The sequence below is a fragment of the Sporosarcina sp. PTS2304 genome (genome assembly GCF_003351785.1).
In the GTDB taxonomy this organism is placed as follows: domain Bacteria; phylum Bacillota; class Bacilli; order Bacillales_A; family Planococcaceae; genus Sporosarcina.
Map to the genome: position 1 here is coordinate 345,206 of NZ_CP031230.1, position 20,642 is coordinate 365,847.

Annotated in this window: 13 protein-coding genes; 11 read left to right on the top strand and 2 right to left on the bottom strand. The window is 42.5% G+C overall.

Going from position 1 to position 20,642, the window contains the following annotated elements; all coding sequences use genetic code 11:
• Positions 1-965 precede the first annotated feature (965 nt).
• The 7 genes from addB (at position 966) to DV702_RS01495 (ending at position 12,518) form a co-directional block, all read left to right on the top strand.
• Positions 966-4,457 carry a helicase-exonuclease AddAB subunit AddB gene (gene addB, locus DV702_RS01470; protein ID WP_114923118.1) on the top strand — a complete coding sequence of 1,164 codons (3,492 nt, stop codon included), beginning with the start codon at positions 966-968 and terminating at the stop codon, positions 4,455-4,457.
• Entirely contained in the window at positions 4,441-8,142 is a 3,702-nt protein-coding gene (gene addA, locus DV702_RS01475; RefSeq protein ID WP_114923119.1) for a helicase-exonuclease AddAB subunit AddA, read from the top strand. Before addB ends, addA begins: the two co-directional genes overlap by 17 nt.
• Positions 8,139-9,326, top strand: coding sequence for a DUF418 domain-containing protein (locus tag DV702_RS01480; protein WP_114923120.1), 1,188 nt, complete (start codon positions 8,139-8,141; stop codon positions 9,324-9,326). Before addA ends, DV702_RS01480 begins: the two co-directional genes overlap by 4 nt.
• Positions 9,327-9,381: 55 nt before the next feature.
• Positions 9,382-10,278, top strand: coding sequence for a fumarylacetoacetate hydrolase family protein (locus DV702_RS01485; RefSeq protein WP_114923121.1), 897 nt, complete (start codon positions 9,382-9,384; stop codon positions 10,276-10,278).
• A gap of 99 nt (positions 10,279-10,377) precedes the next feature.
• Positions 10,378-10,752, top strand: a complete 375-nt coding sequence (locus tag DV702_RS01490; protein ID WP_114923122.1) for a YisL family protein — start codon at positions 10,378-10,380, stop codon at positions 10,750-10,752.
• 24 nt (positions 10,753-10,776) lie between these two features.
• Positions 10,777-10,905, top strand: coding sequence for a hypothetical protein (locus DV702_RS17185; protein WP_256359812.1), 129 nt, complete (start codon positions 10,777-10,779; stop codon positions 10,903-10,905).
• A gap of 176 nt (positions 10,906-11,081) precedes the next feature.
• On the top strand, positions 11,082-12,518 hold the full coding sequence (locus DV702_RS01495; RefSeq protein WP_114923123.1) for an alpha-amylase family glycosyl hydrolase: 1,437 nt from the start codon (positions 11,082-11,084) through the stop codon (positions 12,516-12,518).
• 749 nt (positions 12,519-13,267) lie between these two features.
• On the opposite strand, the gene DV702_RS01500 is transcribed toward DV702_RS01495, so the two are convergent.
• Together DV702_RS01500 and DV702_RS01505 are read right to left on the bottom strand one after the other, a co-directional pair.
• Entirely contained in the window at positions 13,268-14,119 is an 852-nt protein-coding gene (locus DV702_RS01500) for a DegV family protein (protein WP_114923124.1), read from the bottom strand.
• A gap of 12 nt (positions 14,120-14,131) precedes the next feature.
• Positions 14,132-14,956, bottom strand: a complete 825-nt coding sequence (locus tag DV702_RS01505) for a Cof-type HAD-IIB family hydrolase (RefSeq protein WP_114923125.1) — start codon at positions 14,954-14,956, stop codon at positions 14,132-14,134.
• Positions 14,957-16,426: 1,470 nt separating this feature from the next.
• On the opposite strand from DV702_RS01505, the gene DV702_RS01515 reads away from it, so the two are divergent.
• The 4 genes from DV702_RS01515 to DV702_RS01530 all read left to right on the top strand — a co-directional run bounded on the left by DV702_RS01515 (position 16,427) and on the right by DV702_RS01530 (position 20,641).
• Positions 16,427-17,203, top strand: coding sequence for a prolyl oligopeptidase family serine peptidase (locus DV702_RS01515; RefSeq protein ID WP_114923127.1), 777 nt, complete (start codon positions 16,427-16,429; stop codon positions 17,201-17,203).
• A gap of 47 nt (positions 17,204-17,250) precedes the next feature.
• Positions 17,251-17,562: a metal-sulfur cluster assembly factor gene (locus DV702_RS01520; RefSeq protein WP_114923128.1), complete on the top strand. Its 312-nt coding sequence runs from the start codon at positions 17,251-17,253 to the stop codon at positions 17,560-17,562.
• 298 nt (positions 17,563-17,860) lie between these two features.
• Positions 17,861-18,340 (top strand): ribonuclease E activity regulator RraA, encoded by a 480-nt coding sequence (rraA, locus tag DV702_RS01525; RefSeq protein WP_114923129.1) that lies wholly within the window; start codon positions 17,861-17,863, stop codon positions 18,338-18,340.
• A gap of 144 nt (positions 18,341-18,484) precedes the next feature.
• A complete protein-coding gene (locus DV702_RS01530) occupies positions 18,485-20,641 on the top strand; it encodes an ATP-dependent Clp protease ATP-binding subunit (RefSeq protein ID WP_114923130.1) in 2,157 nt (718 codons plus the stop codon).
• The last annotated feature ends 1 nt before the right edge of the window (position 20,642 follow it).

The window sequence follows — 20,642 nt, forward strand, 5'->3', positions numbered from 1 at the left end:
CTGTCTGATTTTACTTTCGATACAATGGAAGAAAGATCAGGCGGGATTTTTTTACGTCGGTGTTGGGTCGTAAGTCGACTTTGTTTTCGTTTATTAGATGGAGCAAGGCTAACTTGAAGAGTCTTGCGGCTTACGCTTCCAGACGATACGCTTTCCGGAGGGGGCGCGGTGGACCGTCAAGCACTGCGGGTTACGCCTGTCAAGTGCAAAGATGTGCTCCTTCTCGCTGCGCTTCACTCGCAAAAGCCGTCCTTCGCAACGGCTTTCCCTTATCCTCCCGGAGTCGATCGTCTGTAAGCTCCAAGCCGGACTTTGTGTGTGCAAGACAGTTTGATCACTCTTTGTAGAGGGCTAAAACCAAGTAGACTTGTCTGATACCATGCGACCGCTTTTGGAGTTAGATAGTGGTGAAGTATTATCTGCTACTATGACTTCTTCGATGAACTGAGTGAAAAAAGAAGTGACCCTATATACATTCAATCAGGCAATCTAAAGCTTCACCCACATTGTCGAGGAAGCGTAACTTACCATACTTTTTTTCTGGACGAACACAAACTGACTTGCAGACACAACCTCAAGGATTCTCCCGGAAGAACCGGCGACTCCTGGAGGATCAGGACGACAGGCGTAATCGCCAACGCACTTATGGCGAGTCCGCCGCGCCCCCTCAGGAAAGCGTCCGGTTCTGTAGGGAGAATCCTCACACGTCCACTCTTTTTCTGCACCATCAAAGGAGAAGTCACTTACACCACTCTAGCTTCTGAACCAACACCAACTCACATCCCGACACAAATTCAAGGATTTTCCCGGAAGAACCGAATCGCATAACAAACCAAAACACCTGTCCACTATGATAAACTTTACACATACCAACTATGCAGAGCACGTAACGATTCAAGTTACGCAAATGAAAAGCTCAATCACATTAGAATAGTGAGTACATAAAATCGAAAGGGGGAAATGGAATGTCGTTGCGTTTTGTTACGGGTCGCTCCGGAACGGGGAAGACGACCTTTATTGAACGAGAAATTGCAGAAGAACTTAGAGAACGACCGATGGGGACGCCGATTGTTGTCATTGTACCGGACCAGTTATCGTACTCGATGGAGTATAGTCTGTCTGTAAAATTTGGCTTAACGGGTATGATCCGCGCACAAGTGCTGACGTTTAAACGCTTGGCGTGGCGCGTGTTACAAGAAGTGGGGGGCATCACACGCGAAGAGGTCGACAGCTTCGGCTACCGGATGCTTGTCCGTAGCGTCCTTGAAGAGAATAAAGACTCGTTTAAATTATTTCGTAGAGCGGCGTCCAAACATGGTTTCGCCGAACAGATTAGTGATGTAATGAAAGAGTTCAGTAAGTATTGTATGGATCAACAATCATTTAAAGAGTTGACTGTGCAGCTTGAAGATCAGCAAGCGCCGCGTATTTTACGCGATAAAGCGCATGATCTGCAGTTAATACTTGAAAAAATCGAAGAGAAGCTGGGGACGTCCTATATGGATAGTGAAGGCCAATTAAATATGCTGGCAGAGCAGTTGGAACACGCCGAGTGGCTACAAGATGCCTCTGTTTACATAGATGGATTCGGTGACTTCACGACGCAGGAATATAACATTATTACCGAGCTGATGAAGTATACGAAGCGTGTGACGGTAGTGTTGCCTATGGAAGATCAGACGCAAAGTGGCGAGCATGATTTATTTTATACAGCGGAACAACAGTATGTAACATTGCAGCAAATTGCTTATCGGGAATCTATTGCGGCTGAACAACGTGTCCACTTAACAGACATGCAACGTTTTTCAAATGAAGAATTAATTCATCTAGAATCGCAATTTGACCGCTATCCGCCAGTAGCGAAACAGTCTGACGGTCATATTCAATTAATCGAAGCGACGAATCGACGTGCTGAAGTGCATGCGGTGGCGCGTTCGATTAGGAAAATGATGCGTGAAGGGAAACGTTACCGGGGAATGGCTGTACTTTATCGCCAGCCGGATGTCTATGACGAATTAATTCAGACGATCTTTTCCCAATATGATATACCGGTATTCATTAGTCAGAAGAAGCCGATGTTGCATCATCCGTTAATTGAGTTTGCACGGTCGTTGCTTGAAGCTGTTCGAACAGACTGGTCATATGAAGCAGTGTTCCGGGCAGTGAAGACCGATTTGTTTTTTCCTGTCGCTGAAGACAAAACGATATGGAGAGAGCGTGCAGACCGCCTAGAAAACTTTGTTTTGGCGAAAGGAATCCATGGGAAAAAGCGCTGGATAGATGAAGATCGCTGGAAAGTGAGCAGATACCGCGGATTAGAAATGATCCGCACAGTGCAAACCGATGAAGAACTTGCGACGCAAGCAGAATATATGGAGACGCGTGATATAATTCGTGGTCCGATTTTAGAGCTTCAAGAAAAGTTAAAAGCAGCAGAAACAGGTCGTGACGTAGCGGAGGCATTGTTCTTTACGATGGAATCGCTGCGTATTTACGATAAAATAATTTCGCTTCAACAGGATGAACAAAAAGAAAATCGTTTGCAAGCTGCTGCAGAACATGAGCAGGCTTGGAATAGCTGGATCAATGTACTTGATCAATTTGTCTTAATGTTTGGTGATAAAAAATTGCCTGTTGCAGAAACGATTAAAATTTTAGACGAAGGATTTGATTCGCTTGAGTTTAAATTGATTCCACCTTCACTTGATCAAGTAACCGTAACGACTGTTGAGTTATTCAATTCGATGGATGTAGAGGCAGTATTTGTACTTGGTGCCAATGAAGGAGTGTTCCCGCTTAGAAATGATCGTGAGGGGTTATTGACTGATGGGGATAGGGAAGTATTTGGCGAACTCGGCATTGCACTCGCCCCTACATCAAAAATGCAATTGATGCGGGAATCCTATATGGTCTATCGTGCGTTTACGGGTGCTAGTGAGCGTCTGACAGTTAGTTATCCGTTGGCAGATGAAGAAGGAAAAGCGCTCATTCCGTCTCTTTATATACCGCGAGTACAGCAAATAGTCGAAGGGATTTCATTGGAGTTGGCGGTCATTGAACCAACAGAGTTACCAGATGCGGAAGATAAAACTGCCTACATCGAACATCCGGAAGTTGCCTTATCGTATGCGGTTCGGGTCATGCGCCAAGCAAATACGCAACATGAAATTGCGCCGGAATGGCAAGCGGTACTGGCGTATTACAAAGAAGATCCGCTTTGGTCATCTATTATTCAATCTATCGTACAGCCCGCATTGAAACGGCAAAAAACAGAAATGCTGGATTCTCATGTAACCGCTGGATTATACGGTTCTTCTTTTACTACGAGTGTATCGCGGATTGAATCGTATTTTAGTTGTCCGTTTCAACATTTTACGACGTATGGGTTAGGGCTACAGGAGCGCTTTGAATTTCAATTGGAAGCACCCGATATCGGAGATCTATTCCACGCTGCACTCAAGTGGGTATCCGACGAAGTGATGCGTCAAGGACTGTCTTGGGCTTCATTGACGAAAGAGCAGTGCTGGCAATTAGGAAGAGAAGCGATTGACGCGCTGACACCGAAGTTTTTCCATCGTATTTTATTGTCGAGTCAACGTTATGCTTATATCCAGCGGAAGCTGATGCAAATTATTCAGCGGACAATACGTGCATTGCAATCACAAGCCCGCAATTCGCGTTTCACTCCGATCGCAATCGAAGCAGGCTTCGGTCCGAATGAAGAGATTGCACCTTTAGAAATTCAGTTGAAGAATGGTCAGCACATGCATATTAGAGGACGTATTGACCGGGTAGATACGATGAAGAAAGATGATCAGACATTTTTACGAGTAGTGGATTATAAATCTTCAGCTCGTGCTTTGGATCTTACGGAAGTGTATTACGGTCTGTCGCTGCAAATGTTGACGTATTTGGACGTGGCGCTTGAACATGCCAAAGATTGGCTGGGTGTCTACGCAGATCCGGCAGGTGTGTTGTATATGTATGTGCATAATCCGATGTTGCGGTTAACGAAAGAATTAACGGAAGATGACGTAGAAAAAGAATTATTAAAGTCGTATAAGATGCAAGGATATATAGTGGAAGATGCAGAAATAGCGCTCGGAATGGATGAGCAGCTAGAGAGCGAGTCATTGATCATTCCGGCACGTTTGAAAAAAGACGGTTCGTTTTATTCCACGTCTAAAGTAGTGCCACCGGAAGATTTGAATATGATGCGCTCATTCGTACGGAAACGCCATCAACAAGCGGGTGATGGGATGCTGGCAGGCGATACGCGTGTCTATCCGTATCGTTTGAAAGAACATATGCCTTGTACATTTTGTTCGTATCAATCCATTTGCCAGTTTGACCAGACGGATTCCACTCAACCGGCTCGTAACTATGCAGCATTAAAACCTGAAGAATCTTTAGAAAAAATGTGGAAGGAGATAGATCCAGATGCGAATTCCCGATAAGCCGCCACATGAAACTTTCACAGATGACCAATGGCGCGCGATTCATGCTCACGGTAAAGATATCCTAGTTTCTGCAGCAGCAGGTTCAGGGAAAACAAAAGTTCTTATTACCCGGATGATTGAAAAAGTGTTAAATACAGACAACCCGATTGATGTCGATCAATTGCTCGTTGTGACATTTACGAATGCTGCGGCAGCTGAAATGCGTCATCGTATGGCAAGTGCTCTTGAAGAGGCTATTAGTGAAAATCCTTCATCCACTCATTTACGCAGACAATTAAACTTATTAAACAAAGCACAAATTTCATCATTGCATTCTTTTTGTTTACAAGTTGTGCGCCAGTATTCATATGTTCTAGATGTAGATCCCGGATTTCGTATTGCGGATGCGACAGAAGCGGCAATCTTACGTGATGATACGATTGCTGTAGTTTTAGAGGATGGATATGCACAAGAAGATCCGGAAGCGATTTATCGTCTCAGTGATAGCTTTACAGCCGATCGTAATGACCAAGCGATCGAAACATTAATCGAAAAACTGTATGATTATTCACGTGTTCATCCTGAGCCAGCAAAGTGGTTGAAGATGATCCCACAGCAATATGAAATAGCGAACGATGCGACAGTAGATGATTTATCATTTATCGAACCGTTAAAATTAGCGATCCGCCATACGTTAGAAGAAGCCAAAACAATTACAAAAGATTTACAGCGCCTATCAGAAATGACGGAAGGGCCGTTGCCATTATTGGATACGGCAAAAGCTGATGAAGATTGGATAAATGGTGCATTGAACGAAATAGTAGAAGGGCGCTGGGAAGATGCTTATGCGTATTTTTCTACATTAAAATGGGTCAAGGCGGGAACGATTAAGAAAGATAGTTGTGATGAAGAATTAGCAAAACGCGGAAAAGCAATGCGGGAATCGGTTAAAAAGATCGTGAATGCTGTAAAAGACACGTATTTTACTCGTACACCTGCAAGATTATTAGAAGAAATTCGTTTGATGGCGCCACTAATGCATACGCTGGTCGGGTTAGTTGAAGACTTCTCTGTTCGCTACCAAGCATTGAAAGAAGAGCGTGGCCTTGTGGATTTCTCAGATTTAGAGCATTACGCACTACAAATTTTGTCGACTGAAGTAGACGGAGAAATGGTTCCCTCAGATATTGCGAGAGAGTATCAAAATCGTTTTGCAGAAGTTCTTGTGGATGAATATCAAGATACGAATTTCTTGCAGGAAGCAATCTTACAATTCATTAAAAAAGGCGATGAAGCGGACGGGAATTTGTTTATGGTTGGCGATGTAAAACAATCTATTTACCGTTTTCGATTAGCTGAACCAGGTTTGTTTTTAGGGAAATACGATCGTTTTACAGCAGACATACAAGACGAAGGATTAAAAATCGATTTGAATGCCAACTTCCGGAGCCGTAAAGAAGTGCTCTTCGCAACGAACTTCATCTTCCGTCAAATTATGGGGACGCGTGTCGGTGAAATTGAATATGACGATGCAGCGGCTTTAAAGTATGGCGCACAATATCCAGAGAAAGAAGTTTTTGCTGGATTAACCGTTCTCTATGAAAATGAGGAAGAACTAGAAGTTTCCGAAGAACAAGAAGCCCAGCAAGAGTTGAAGAAATCTCAAGCAGAAGCACGTTTCATCGCGCAAAAGATTAAAAAATGGCAAGCAGATCAACAGCAAGTGGCAGATGCTTTCAGTGGCAAACAGCGTCCACTAGAATATCGGGACATTGTCATATTGATGCGTTCGATGACGTGGTCCAGTGAAATTGCCGATGAGTTAAAAGCTGCGGGTATTCCTGTTTATGTTGAATTATCTACCGGATATTTTGATGCAATTGAAGTGATGATTATGCTCAATACGCTGCGAGTGATTGACAATCCTTATCAAGACATTCCACTCGTTTCTGTGTTACGTGCTCCATTTGTCGGTATGACAGAAAATGAATTGGCACAAATTCGTTTGGCTAATCGCAATGTATCGTTCTATGAGGCGCTTCAAACGTTTGTGCAAACAGGGGGCGCGGGCATTCATTCGGTTACACAAGAAAAATTACAGCGCTTTTTCTTGCGTCTAGAACATTGGCGGAACATGGCGAGGCACGGTTCGCTGTCTGAACTAATTTGGCAAGTGTATTCTGACACGTATTATTATGAAATGGTCGGAATTTTACCTAATGGTAAACAGCGACAGGCGAATTTACGCGCACTTCATGACCGAGCAATGGCTTATGAGAAAACCTCTTTCCGTGGTCTATTCCGCTTTTTACGTTTTATCGATCGTATGCAAAAGCGCGGAGATGATCTCGGCGAGGCGCGCTTCATGAGTGAGAAGGAAAATGTTGTCCGCATCATGACAATACACTCATCTAAAGGTTTGGAGTTTCCGTATGTTTTCCTTGCTGGTATGGGGCGGCCGTTCAATAAAATGGATTTTCATCATCCTTATTTATTTGATCAGCATTTTGGGCTTGCTGTTAAAGCAATTGACCCAGACAAGCGCATTACCTTCACGTCATTGCCCTTTTTAGCAGTGAAAGAGAAGAAGGAGCTAGAGATGCGTGCGGAGGAAATGCGTGTCCTCTACGTGGCTATGACGCGTGCTAAAGAGCATTTGGGGTTAGTCGCTTCAGTCAAAGACATTGAGAAGACAATTACACAATGGCAAGAAGCACAGTTGCTAGAAGAGTCGGCCCCTTTACCGGAATATAAACGTTCTCGGGCTAGCGGTTATTTAGATTGGATCGGACCTGCGATTGCGCGACATTTGGATTTTGGGAAGTTCGGTAAAGCTGCTGGAGGACAACTGCTGGACGATCCTTCATCTTGGGAAGTAAATGTCTATCCGTTTTCTGCCTTCCATGATGCGGATTCCGTAGAGGTAGAAGATTGGATTCCCATTGATAGCGAAGCAGTAATAGCCGATGAAGAGATGGTAGAACTCGTTAGAAGTCGTTTTGAAACTCGCTATCCTCATGCGTCAGCTGTACACATGCCGTCCAAACAGTCGGTCAGTGAATTGAAGCGATTGGCATTATTAGAGTTAGAACGGGGAGACGCCGATCCTTTTGACGATCATGTGCCTGCGAGTAGACCGTCTTTTTTACATGATCGTCCTTCATTTTTGCAGAAACGTTCGTTAACGAAAGCAGAGATCGGTACTGCTATGCATACTGTGATGCAACATTTGGATTTGAAACATCCACTGACGATTGAGCAGGCTAAAGAGTTTATCAAGCAATTAGTCGCGCGTGAACTATTAACAAAAGAGGAAGCGGATGTTGTGGACGTGGAATTGATTGTGAAGTTTTATGCTACTCATCTAGGCCAGCGGATGCAACAAGCGGATGAAGTGCTGCGTGAAATGCCTTTCACTTATGCCTTGCCTGCTGAACAAGGTGAATTCCAACTGCTTCAAGGTATTGCGGATTGTCTGTTTCATGAGGATGGAGAATGGGTACTTGTCGATTATAAAACAGATTCCATTCGTGGATTTTCTTCAGAAGCAGAGGTCGCGAAAGAATTGCAGACACGCTATGGTACACAATTAAACTTATATAAAAAGGTGCTTGAATCCATTCTTTCAATTACCATTAAGGAAATGCTCCTGTATGTATTCGACGGAGCAAATACGATTAGATTATTGGAGGAAGACGTGTGAAGTTAACACCTACACCTCTTGCAGAGAGAGTGGATGGACTCGATTTTTTACGAGGAATTGCGTTGCTCGGGATTTTTATCGCAAATATGATACATTTTCATTCTCCTTATGCGTATATGGATCCGTATTCATGGTTTTCAGCGCCAGGAGAACAGGCGACATTTAGATTTATCGATTTATTTATTGAGGCGAGTTTTTATCCATTATTCGCCATGTTGTTCGGTTATGGGATGAATATGCAGTACGAGAAGTCGCTAAAGAACGGAACGTTATTTGCGCCTTTTATGGCAAGACGTTTAGGAGTTCTGCTAGTGTTTGGTTTGATTCATGCTTTACTTATCTGGTCAGGAGATATTTTGTTCACCTATGCAATGATGGGATTCATCATGATTGCTGTGATTCGGATCCCTAAAAAGTGGCTGCTGTCTCTTGCGCTAGTCCTTTACTTTGTTCCCTCTTTAATTTTATACGGGATCTTACTTATTGGACGAAAAAACAATCCGAACTTTATGTTGGATGGTTTTGTGGATATTCATCAGATTGAATTGGCCATTTCTGCGTATGCTAAAGGGACATTTGGAGAGATTTTTGCCTTTCGTGCGAGTGAATTTATATCCTTTCAAGTGGTCGGTCTCATTACATCAGTTGTAATCATCTTGCCGTTGCTGATGATAGGGGCAGCTTTTTCGAAATGGAAGATTATCGAAAGAGCGAGTGAACTGAAATGGAAGTTTGTTGTGATCATGGTAGTCTTTATGACTGCAGGGATTGTGTTAAAAAGCATTCCGTATTGGGACGGACCAAAGTTTGAAAATATTTTACTCGTTCAGACTACATTTGGCGGCATGATTTTAACTATCGGATATGCCGCGCTGTTCTTGTTGATTTGGCAGATTCCGTATTTACAGCTCATTACGAAGCCGTTTGCGACAATTGGCCGGATGGCATTTACAACGTATATTATGCAATCTATTATCGCAACGATGATATTTTATTCATATGGGGCAGGTCTCTATGGTAAGGTAGATATAGAGACAGGAACGATGCTTGCATTAGGGATTTTTGCGATTCAGTTACTCTTCGCGCAAGTATGGCTGTCCAAATTCCGTATGGGGCCATTGGAATTTTATTGGCGTAAGTTGTCTTACGGAAAGAATTTTATGAATAAAGAGGAAAAAAAGTAGTTTTTGTCGTAACATAGAAGTATGTGAATACACATGGGAAGGGTTGGGCAATCAAATGAAATTATTGTCATTCCGTTATGAAGGGCAGACATTATTCGGACCAAAAGTAAAACGTGAGGAAGCAGTATGGAATGTGTTAGCTATGGCTGAAGCACAAGAACAAACTGATTTTCCAAAAACTATTGTCGAAGCAGTAGCGCTTGGTCTAGACTTCGTTGAGTTAGTTCGTAAATTAGTGGAACAAACAGAAGCGGCAGGGGAAGTAGAACAGTTTAAACATGCTTTTACTGAAATCGAATGGCTTTCCCCAATTCCACGTACACCGAAAAACGTATTGTGTGTAGGAAAGAACTATGCCGATCATGCAGAAGAATTGGGCTCGAGAGTTCCAGAGAAATTAATGCTGTTTACAAAGTCGCCTACATCAATTGCAGGAGACGAGCAGACACTTCCGATTCATGCGGATGTAACAGATTCATTGGATTATGAAGGGGAATTGGCTGTTGTTATTAGTAAAACCGGAAAAAATATTCCTAAACAATTAGCTTATGACTACGTATTTGGTTATACGATTGCTAATGATATAACAGCACGTAATATCCAGACGGAACATCGACAGTTTTTCTTAGGCAAAAGCTTAGATGGTTCATGTCCAATGGGGCCTTATGTAGTGACGAAGGATGAAATTCCAAATCCACAAAACTTATCACTTGTCACAAAAGTGAATGATGAAGTTCGTCAAAACGGCAATACATCTTCTATGTTGATAAAAATCGATGAGCTAATTGCGGAAATTTCTAAATACGTTACGCTCGAAGCGGGCGATGTTCTTTTGACTGGTACTCCAGCTGGTGTAGGCAAAGGAATGACACCGCCAACGTACTTGAAAAAAGGCGATACAGTAAAAGTGTCCGTTGAAGGAATCGGTACGTTAGTAAATCGTTTCGAATAAGTTCACACTGTCGTTACTAGACTATGAGCAATTGAATAGCGGTCGAATGATAGCTATGGTAACATATCATTCGACTATAGATAAAATGAGGTGGCAACATTGGGTTTTTTAACGGATACAACTCATATGCATATTTTTACGTGGGTAGTAGCAATCGTATTATTTTTAGTTTCGGCCAGCATGGCTAAAGGGACTAAAGGGAAAAAAATTACACATATGATTTTGCGTTTGTTCTACATTTTAATCATTATTACAGGTGCGGCATTGTTCTTTAAGCATATGTCACTAGATTCTATGTTGTATGGTATTAAATTTGTTCTTGGTCTTTTGACAATCGGATTTATGGAAATGGTGCTCGTTCGTGGAAACAAAGGGAAAAACACAGGTCTTATGTGGATTTTACTCGTAGTGTTCTTATTAGCGACATTATTCGTCGGTTTCAAATTACCGTTAGGATTTGACTTTTTCGCATAATATATGACAAATGGAGATGAGCGAATGGCCACACAAATGGGTTGGATTTTTCTAGTAGTCGTCCTTTTATTGATGACGCTGTTTGCCGTCTCTGTTTTTCTAAGCGCGCGAAAACAGCGAGATCCTGAGTTCCTGATGGATGAGGATAATTGAATCATTACGCAAAGCAGAGAAGGATGTATATCATTCCTTCTCTGTTTTTTGTTTTGCATTTTCACAAGATTGCCGTATTTACAACTGGCAATAGTTGTTTTAGTAAGAAAGAATGGCGGACAGTTCAGCCGTTTGATAAACTAAGAAAAGAGTTTGCATGAGGAGGATTTAGTACAGTGAAACGAATAACCGGACTATTGGCAGCTTGTATGCTCGCCCTATTTATAGCACAACCCATTACGTATGCCGCTGACACGTCATTCAGCGATGAAAGTATTTATGATTTGCTTGTAGACCGTTTTAATAATGGCTTGGGCTCGAATGATTTTGACGTTAACGCACAAGATCCAAATGTCTTTAATGGGGGAGATTTTGCAGGAATTAGCAACAGATTGCAACATATTTTAGATATGCATTTTACTATGATTTCTATAGGGCCCATTTTTAAGACAGCGACATATGATGGAAAACAAGTACTGGATTATTCGGAGATTGAGCCTCATTTCGGTACAGCAGAAGAGTTGAATGGGCTACTTGCTGAACTGCATGAGCACAAACTTAAAGTGATGGCTGATTTCCCGTTAGGTGGAGTAAGTTCAGAACACGTATGGGCAGATCAATTGCCGACAATTCCTGTATCTGACGGAATTGTGGACTGGGATGTAAGTAAACCGGAAGTGCAACAGCGATTGACGGATGCAGCAGTTAGTTTTGTTAAAGAATATCCAGTTGATGGTATTCGATTGACAACGCTTGGTCAGGCCGATGCTGCGTTCTTGGATGAAATGATCGTTGCACTGAAAGAAGCAAAAAAGGGCTTATACGTTATTACGAACGAGCCAAGTGAAGCAGCTTTTGACAGTGTGCCATCACAAGATCGTTCACAAGCAATTCAGGATGCATTTGTCCAAGTGGATCCCGATTCATCCGCGTTAGATGAGTTTTCGAATGACGATGAAGGAAAGTTATTGCAATTTGACGATTTAACAGGACCACGTTTTACATACAAAATGGTCGAATTACGCCAGTTCCCACCGACCCGCTGGAAAGTGGCAACGACTGCGCAGTTCATGCTACCTGGTGTCCCTTTGACGCCTTACGCGACAGAAATTGCTGTAAACGGAAAAGAAGCACCAGAAACACATCCGTTCTTCAACTTTAAAACAGATATGGAGCTACACGATTGGATTGGCGATCTGAACACTCTTCGTAACGACTCGGAAACGTTGCGTACAGGCGATTTTAAGATGCTGCACAATGAAGACGGCTTTATCGTGTTTGAACGTTCTTCAGAAAATGAGAAGTGGATTATTGCGATTAACAATACGTCTGAAGTAAAAAGTTTCCAAATTGATCCTGCTCAACTTGGAGAGAAGAAGAAGCTGCGCGGCGTATTAGCACAAGACTTGATCAAGCAAACGAAAGACGATGAATTCCATATTGTCGTTGAACGGGAACTTGCGGAAATTTATTTAGTAGAAGATGATGAAGGGTTCAATACTCCTTATCTGATTGCGTCTCTATTAGTTATTATTTTGTTCTTGTTATTCTTATTTGCGGTCATTCGTAAAGGGAAACAAACGAGAAACAAAGAATTGGTAAATGAATCTTAAGGGAAAAAGTAAATTGTAGGCAAGACGGTTTGATCACTCTTTGTATGTGGTGAAAGACTACGTGGGCTTGTCTGCTACTTCATGTTCGTTTCTTAGATGGAGTAAGGCTGACTTAGCGTGTCTTGCGGCTTGCGCTTCCAGCCGATACGCTTTCCGGAGAGGGCGCGGCGGACCCCGCAAAAGTGCATTGCGGGTTACGCCTGTCACCCTTATCCTCCCGGAGTCGATCGTCTGTAAGCCGCAAGCCGTACTTTGTGTAGGCAAGACAGTTTGATTACTCTTTGTAGATGGTGAAAACTAAATAGACTTGTCTGATACAATGCGACCGCTTTTGAAGTTAGATAGCGGTGAGGTGTTATCAGCTACTATGACTGTTTCGATGGACTGACTGAAAAAAGAAGTGACACTATATAAGTTCAGTCACGCAATCCAAAGCTTCATCAACACTGTACAGGAGAATTCACTTCCCATACTTTATTTCTGGACGAACACCAACTGACTTCCCGACACAAAGTCAAGGATTCTCCCGGAAGAACCGGCGACTCCTGGAGGATCAGCAAGAGCCGTAGCACATCTTTGCACTTGACAGGCGTAATCGTCAAAGAACTTCTGGCGAGTCCGCCGCGTGCCCTCAGGAAAGCTTCCGGTTTCTCTCGGGAGAATCCTCACACGTACCCTACTTTACTGCACTGCACAGATGGAGCCACTTACTATACCGTGGCATACCCAACTTTCAGAGAGGTAGCTAATTACTCCGTTTTATTTAAGAAAAATAAAGCGAGCGTTCCCGGACCGGCATGGGAACCGATAACTGAGCCGATTTGGTGAATTTCGATTGCCTTTGGCTGGACGACGTCTTCTATCATCGCTTTAAATTCATTAGCAGCTACCAGATCGTCTCCATGACTGATCGCGATTGTTTGTTGTTCAAGATGGCTTCCACGCTCTTCCATCATTTCGATCATTCGCCGTAATACTTTTTTGCGTCCGCGGTGCTTTTCAATCGGCACAAGTTTACCATCTTCTACATGAAGCAATGGTTTTATATTCAGCAGACCCCCGATAAATGCGCTTGCTTTAGAAACGCGACCACCTTTTGCCAAGTAATCCAAATCCTCTACAGTGAATAAATGCTCCATATGTTTTGCCATCGTACGAATATGCTGTCCAATTTCTTGGACACTACTTCCTTCATCACGCAACCGTACAGCTTCTTTTACTAGTAAACCATAGCCAAGTGAAGCGCATTTTGAATCGATGATGACGAGGTTCAATGATGGATTTTCTTCTTTTACTTGATCACTAGTCATAACAGCGGTTTGATAAGTACCCGATAGTTGTGATGAGAAGGCGATATAAATTCCTTCTTCGCCCGATGCGACAAGTTCATTCCATGTATTCAGCATTTTTTCGGGTGAGGCTTGAGAAGTTTTCGGTTGTTGCCCCTGACGTATAGCATCAAAAACTTCTGTAGAATTAATTTCTATAATATCTGCATACTCTTTGTCGCTCAGTAAGACACTTAGCGGAAAAAGTTCTACTTCGCTCTCTTCAAAGAAAGACCACGGTAAATCACATGCACTGTCAGCAAAAATCTTCATATTGTTTCCCCCTTACTGCACCCGTAATTTATTTAAAGACAATCGATCTTCTAATATGAGAGAAATGCCGTCTTCGTTGTTAGTTGAAGTCACTTCATTGGCAATAGATTTCAGCTCGTCAATGGCGTTGCCCATCGCGACACCGACTCCTGCATAGTCAATCATTTCTAAATCATTGTCTTCGTCTCCGAATGCGATGATCCGTTCTTTCGGCACGTTCAACCAATTGGCTACTTCATGGATACCAACGGCCTTATTCAATCCATGACGAACAATTTCTATTATATTAAATGGAGCTCCCCAACGTCGATGATCAATAACTTCCGCATGAATATCTTCAAGGTGCTGACGTATAGGGTCTACAGTCAGTTCGTCTGCTTGAATAAGTAAACTCGTCGGATCTGTTTTCAATGAATGTCGTATGTCTCCTGCAGTTATCATCGGATTACCAAAATTCAGGATGTTCAAAAATCGTTCATCATGATATTGGGCGTAGACATCATCCATCACTTCCGCAATGATATTAGCTACAGAAAAATTTTGCATAGCATCTACTACTTCGTTAACAATCGGCAATGCAATTGTCTCATGAATAGTTTGCCACGCGCGGTCAGTAGGATGATGAACAAAAGCACCATTAAAGTTTACAATGGGCGTAGTCAATCCTAGCTGACGATAGTATATTTCACTTGCTCTATAGGGACGTCCCGTAGCAATCATTACATGATGACCTTGAGACGCGGCTATTCTTAACGTTTCTTCTGTTTTGGCCGAAATTACTTTTTCATCTGTCAATAATGTACCATCTAAATCTAAAACGATTAAATGTGGTTTCAAAAAATCCTCTCCTACTCATTTATCTTCTATTAAATTTGTCTCATCTGTCTTCATAGTTTAGCCTTTAAGTATGAACTAAGTCAAAAAAACGAACAATAGAGCATTGTCAAGCTTGTTGATTAACTATACTATATACTTCTCTTGTTCATTTAGTTTAAAACGTTTTTGACTATGGTAGTTGGATGGAGTAAGGCTGACTTAACATGTCTTGCGGCTTGCGCCTGTCGTCTTGATCCTTCCGGAGTCGATCGTCCTCCAGCTTCAGCCGTACTTAGTGTGTGCAAGACAGTTTGATTACTCTTTGTATGTGGTGAAAGACTACGTGGGCTTGTCTGCTACTTCATGTTCGTTTATTAGATGGAGTGAAGCTGACTTGAAGAGTCCTGCGGCTTGTGCTTCCAGACGATACGCTTTCCGGAGGGGACGCGGTGGACCGTCAAGCACTGCGAGTTACACCTGTCAAATGCAAAGATGTGCTCCTTCTCGCTGCGCTTCACTCGCAAAAGCCGTCCTTCGCTACGGCTTTTCCTGAACCTCTCGGAGTCGATCGTCTGTAAGCTCCAAGCCGTACTTTGTGTGTGCAAGACAGTTTGATCACTCTTTGTATGTGGTGAAAGAGCAACTAAATAGACTTGTCTGATACAATGCGACCGTTTTTGAAGTTAAAAAGCGGTGAAGTGTTGCTAGCTACTATGACTGTTTCGATGGACTGAGTGGATAAAGCAATGACTCTATATGTATTCAATCAGGCAATCCAAAGCTTCACCCACACTGTTCAGGAAGCAGAACTTACCCTACCCCAACTTCTGGACGAACACAAACTGACTTCCCGACAAAAACTCAAGGATTCTCCCGGAAGAACCGGCGACTCCTAGAGGATCAGGACGACAGGCGTAATCGCCAACGCACTTCTGGCGAGTCCGCCGCGTCCCCTCAGGAAAGCGTCCGGTTCTGTAGGGAGAATCCTAGCACGTACACTACTTTTCTGCACTGCAAAGGAGAAGTCACTTACCTCACTCCAACTTCTGGACGAACACAAACTGACTTCCCGACACAAACTCAAGGATTCTCCCGGAAGAACCGGCGACTCCTGGAGGATCAGCGAGAGCCGTAGCGAAGGACGGCTTTTGCGAGTGAAGCGCAGCGAGAAGGAGCACATCTTTGCATTTGACAGGCGTAATCGCCAATGCACTTCTGGCGAGTCCGCCGCGCACCCTCAGGAAAGCGTCCGGTTCTGTAGGGAGAATTCTCACACGTACACTACTTTTCCGCACCGCACTGGAGAAATCACTTAGCTTACCATCATTTTTGAACGAACACGAACTCTACAACTACTCGTCAAAAGCATCACATTTACACATACTAATTTCTTTGGATAATCAACAGGCTTGGTGCATTGTTTTTGTTTTCTACGCTCATTATTGTTATCCTGAAATAACAGTAAGTATAGACCGGAAATGAGGAATCGGAATGATTATACGTACCGAACAATGGCAACATATACCTTTACTTCATGTTGTTGAGGAATCAAAAGAACATGAACATATACCTGTCGTGTTCTTTTATCATGGCTTTACTAGTGCGAAAGAACATAATTTGCATTATGCCTATAATTTGGCGAAGCAAGGTATTCGAGTGATACTGCCTGAGGCGATGCTGCATGGTGACCGCGCAGAATCATTGGACGACTTCCATTTGGCACTACGTTTTTGGGAGATTGTCTTAGCTTCTATTCAAGAGGCGAGTGTACTCTATGAACAATTACGTGAAAGAAATCTTGCAGATGACCATACGAAAATTGGTATGGGCGGAACGTCAATGGGAGGTATTACAACATTCGGTTGCTTAGCCAGCTATGATTGGATTGATGCTGCATCTGTCATGATGGGGTCGCCGGCATTCGTGCGTGTCGCTACAGGACAAATTGCATATGCGGAACGCGGCGGCCGAGAATTACCTATTTTACAGGCGGAACGTGATCAACTGTTTGCAGCTCTCGATCGAGTAGATTTATCAAAAAATCCAGCCAAATTGCATCAGCGACCTCTTTTCATGTGGCACGGCGAACAAGATACTGTCGTGCCGTTTGAGTTTACGGAAGAATTTCACACAATGATTCAGCCACAGTATAAAGAATGTCCGGAACATTTGTATTGGATGCCGGATGAAGAAGCAGGCCATGCAGTTTCACGACCTGGCATGTTAGGCGCAGTCGATTGGCTTGCACAGCATTTAAATGCAAGGTAGTATAGGAATTAAGAAAGAAATACTACACACCAGAGAGGAGTATTCTAATGAGTGCAGAAGAAATTAAAGAATATCTGTTTGGCGCGCTAGAGAATGTCATTGACCCGGAGTTAGGGATTGATATTGTGAATTTAGGGTTAGTTTATAATGCAGAACTTCTTGATGAAGGCGTCGCAAAAGTTACGATGACATTGACTTCAATGGGTTGTCCAATGGGACCGCAAATCGTAGCGAATATTAAACAGGAATTAATGGAACTACCTGAAGTAAAAGATACAGAAGTAGATATCGTCTGGAGTCCACCATGGTCACGTGATAATATGTCACGTTACGCTAAGATGGCATTAGGTGTTCGGTAAGAAAAGTGAGGGGCTGTCCAGAAAGTCAGTAATGTCTGATTTTCTGTGATGGTCTTTTTTTGTGGAATTAAGTTGTTTGCTCTTTTGAGAGGTTGTAACCATTGGCTTGTTATTTCTAGATGGTTGAGATGTAACGAAAAACAATGGTGCTTATGAGAATTGTATTTCTACTGTTCAATCATATTGCGAAAAGATTTCTACTTCGTGCAAATTGTTGTACAAGAAAAAAGGAATTGCAAAAAAATGTCGAATAGTATAAATGCAACAATAAACACAATGTATTAGGGGGAACAGGGAAATGTCAGTAAAAACAGCAGATTTATGTGATGATTTCATTGATGAACTACAAGTATGTACGGTCGAATTTACATCGTACGGAAAGCATAAACGGTTTTCCGGACCTATCTCTACAGTAAAAGTCTTCGAAGATAATGTCTTAGTAAAAGAAGCTTTGCAGACAATTCCAGAAGGCAATGTATTAGTAGTAGATGGTGGAGGTTCAAAACGCTGTGCATTGATGGGGGATATGCTCGGTGAAATTGCGCAAGATCGCAAATTGGCAGGGGTCATTATTTACGGGTGTGCACGTGATACAGCAGATCTTGGCACACAAGAAATCGGCGTCATGGCTATTGGCAGTATGCCGGTGAAAAGTATTAAGCGCGGAGAAGGTCAGCGTGACGAAGTGTTGCATTTCGGCAATGTGGAATGGACACCGGGACATTATGTCTATGCAGACGAAGATGGCGTCGTAGTTGCGCCGAGAAAATTAGTATAAAAAGGTAGCCGCTTGCATTGTGTAAGTGGCTTTTTCATGCAAAAAATTACTCATTCTTCCTAAGCAAAACGATTTACATTTCGTTTAAAACATACTATAATTAAATTAATCAAAGATAGTCAAAGTCAAAAAATTGAAAGGTGGATGTTTATGAGAATGGACAGTACACAAGAAGATCAACGCACACCATTAGAGCAATTTGGTCGTAATCTCGTTGATGAAGTGAAAAACGGCAAAATGGATCCGGTCATTGGTCGGGATGAAGAAATTCGAAATGTTATAAGAATATTATCAAGGAAGACTAAAAATAATCCTGTGTTAATAGGTGAACCTGGTGTAGGTAAAACTGCAATCGTTGAAGGATTAGCACAACGTATTGTTAAAGGTGATGTACCAGAAGGTTTAAAAGACCGCCAAATCTTTGAACTTGATATGAGTGCACTAATTGCAGGAGCGAAGTATCGCGGGGAGTTTGAAGAGCGTCTTAAAGGTGTTTTAAAGCAAGTGAAGGACAGTGCTGGTGAAATTATTTTATTCATTGATGAAATTCATACGATCGTAGGCGCAGGAAAAACAGAAGGTGCGATGGATGCAGGGAATATGTTGAAACCTATGCTGGCTAGAGGAGAACTCTATTGCATCGGTGCTACTACACTAGACGAGTACCGCATGTATATCGAGAAAGACCCGGCACTTGAACGCCGTTTCCAGCAAGTAATGGTTCGAGAGCCATCTGTTGAAGATACGGTTTCGATTTTGCGCGGATTAAAAGAACGATTTGAATTACACCATGGAGTACGGATTCATGACCGTGCGCTAGTGGCAGCAGCGACTTTATCTGATCGTTACTTAACGGAGCGCTTCATGCCAGATAAAGCAATTGATTTAATCGATGAAGCGAGTGCTATGATTCGAACTGAAATCGATTCGATGCCACAAGAATTAGATGCAGTTACACGTCGTATAATGCAATTGGAAATCGAGGAACAGGCTTTACGTAAAGAAAAAGATTCGATGAGCCAATCGCGTTTAGTGACGTTGCGTGAAGAATTGCAACAACTGAAAGATTCATCAAAAGATATGCGTGAACAATGGGATCAGGAAAAAGCCGCATTGAAAACTGTGCAAAGTAAGCGCGAAGAGTTAGATCGCTATCGCAGAGAATTGGAAGAAGCTCAAGGGCGATTTGATTTAAATAAAGCAGCGGAATTACAATATGGGAAAATCCCTATGTTGGAGAAAGAATTAAAGACATTAGAAAGTCCATTAGAAGGCAGTCAAGATCTTCGGTTATTGCGTGAAGAAGTAACAGAAGAAGAAATCGCATCTATTGTAGCACGTTGGACAGGTATTCCCGTTACGAAACTTGTAGAAGGTGAACGCGAGAAATTATTGCGTTTACATGAAACATTAAAAGAGCGTGTGATTGGACAAGATAATGCAGTCCAACTCGTAACAGAAGCAGTATGGCGTGCACGAGCAGGCATCCAAGATCCTAATAAACCGATAGGATCATTCCTGTTCCTCGGTCCGACTGGTGTAGGTAAAACAGAACTTGCGAAGACATTGGCAGCGACTCTATTCGACTCGGAAGATCATTTTGTACGAATTGATATGTCTGAGTATATGGAAAAACATAGTGTTTCCAGACTTGTAGGAGCACCTCCAGGATATATTGGCTATGAAGAAGGCGGGCAATTGACAGAAGCAGTTCGCCGTAATCCGTATGCCGTCGTGTTATTAGATGAAATTGAAAAAGCACATCCTGATGTAGCGAATATTTTACTTCAAATACTAGATGACGGTCGAATTACAGATAGTCAAGGACGTCTGGTGAATTTTACTAATACAGTGGTCATCATGACATCGAATATTGGATCTGCCTACTTGCTTGATGGCGAATTGGATGACGATGAACATGCAAAAGAAGATTTGATCATGGCGGCATTACGCGGTCATTTCAAGCCAGAGTTATTGAATCGAATGGACGATATTATCATTTTCCATTCTTTAACGAAAGATTCGTTCAAATCGATTACTCGTAAAATGTTAGGTGATTTAGAAAAACGCTTGGCCCAACAAGATGTTACGTTAACATTTGACGAAAATGTAATAGAGTGGATCGTTTCAGAAGGAGCGGACGCTGATTTTGGGGCGCGTCCATTGAAGCGATTTATTCAACGACATGTAGAGACGAAAGTGGCAAAAGAAGTGATTAAAGGCGGCTTGCAAGAACGTGAGCAAATTCATTTGACGATGGAAAATGGAGAGCTAGTTGTAAAAATTGTGAAACATCAATAAG

Excerpts from the sequence above, each read along its gene's own strand:
- addB (WP_114923118.1), top strand. The coding sequence starts at position 966 with ATGTCGTTGCGTTTTGTTACGGGTCGCTCCGGAACGGGGAAGACGACC.
- addA (WP_114923119.1), top strand. The coding sequence starts at position 4,441 with ATGCGAATTCCCGATAAGCCGCCACATGAAACTTTCACAGATGACCAA.
- DV702_RS01485 (WP_114923121.1), top strand. The coding sequence starts at position 9,382 with ATGAAATTATTGTCATTCCGTTATGAAGGGCAGACATTATTCGGACCA.
- DV702_RS17185 (WP_256359812.1), top strand. The coding sequence starts at position 10,777 with ATGGCCACACAAATGGGTTGGATTTTTCTAGTAGTCGTCCTTTTATTG.
- DV702_RS01500 (WP_114923124.1), bottom strand. The coding sequence starts at position 14,119 with ATGAAGATTTTTGCTGACAGTGCATGTGATTTACCGTGGTCTTTCTTT.
- DV702_RS01515 (WP_114923127.1), top strand. The coding sequence starts at position 16,427 with ATGATTATACGTACCGAACAATGGCAACATATACCTTTACTTCATGTT.
- DV702_RS01520 (WP_114923128.1), top strand. The coding sequence starts at position 17,251 with ATGAGTGCAGAAGAAATTAAAGAATATCTGTTTGGCGCGCTAGAGAAT.
- rraA (WP_114923129.1), top strand. The coding sequence starts at position 17,861 with ATGTCAGTAAAAACAGCAGATTTATGTGATGATTTCATTGATGAACTA.
- DV702_RS01530 (WP_114923130.1), top strand. The coding sequence starts at position 18,485 with ATGTTTATGAGAATGGACAGTACACAAGAAGATCAACGCACACCATTA.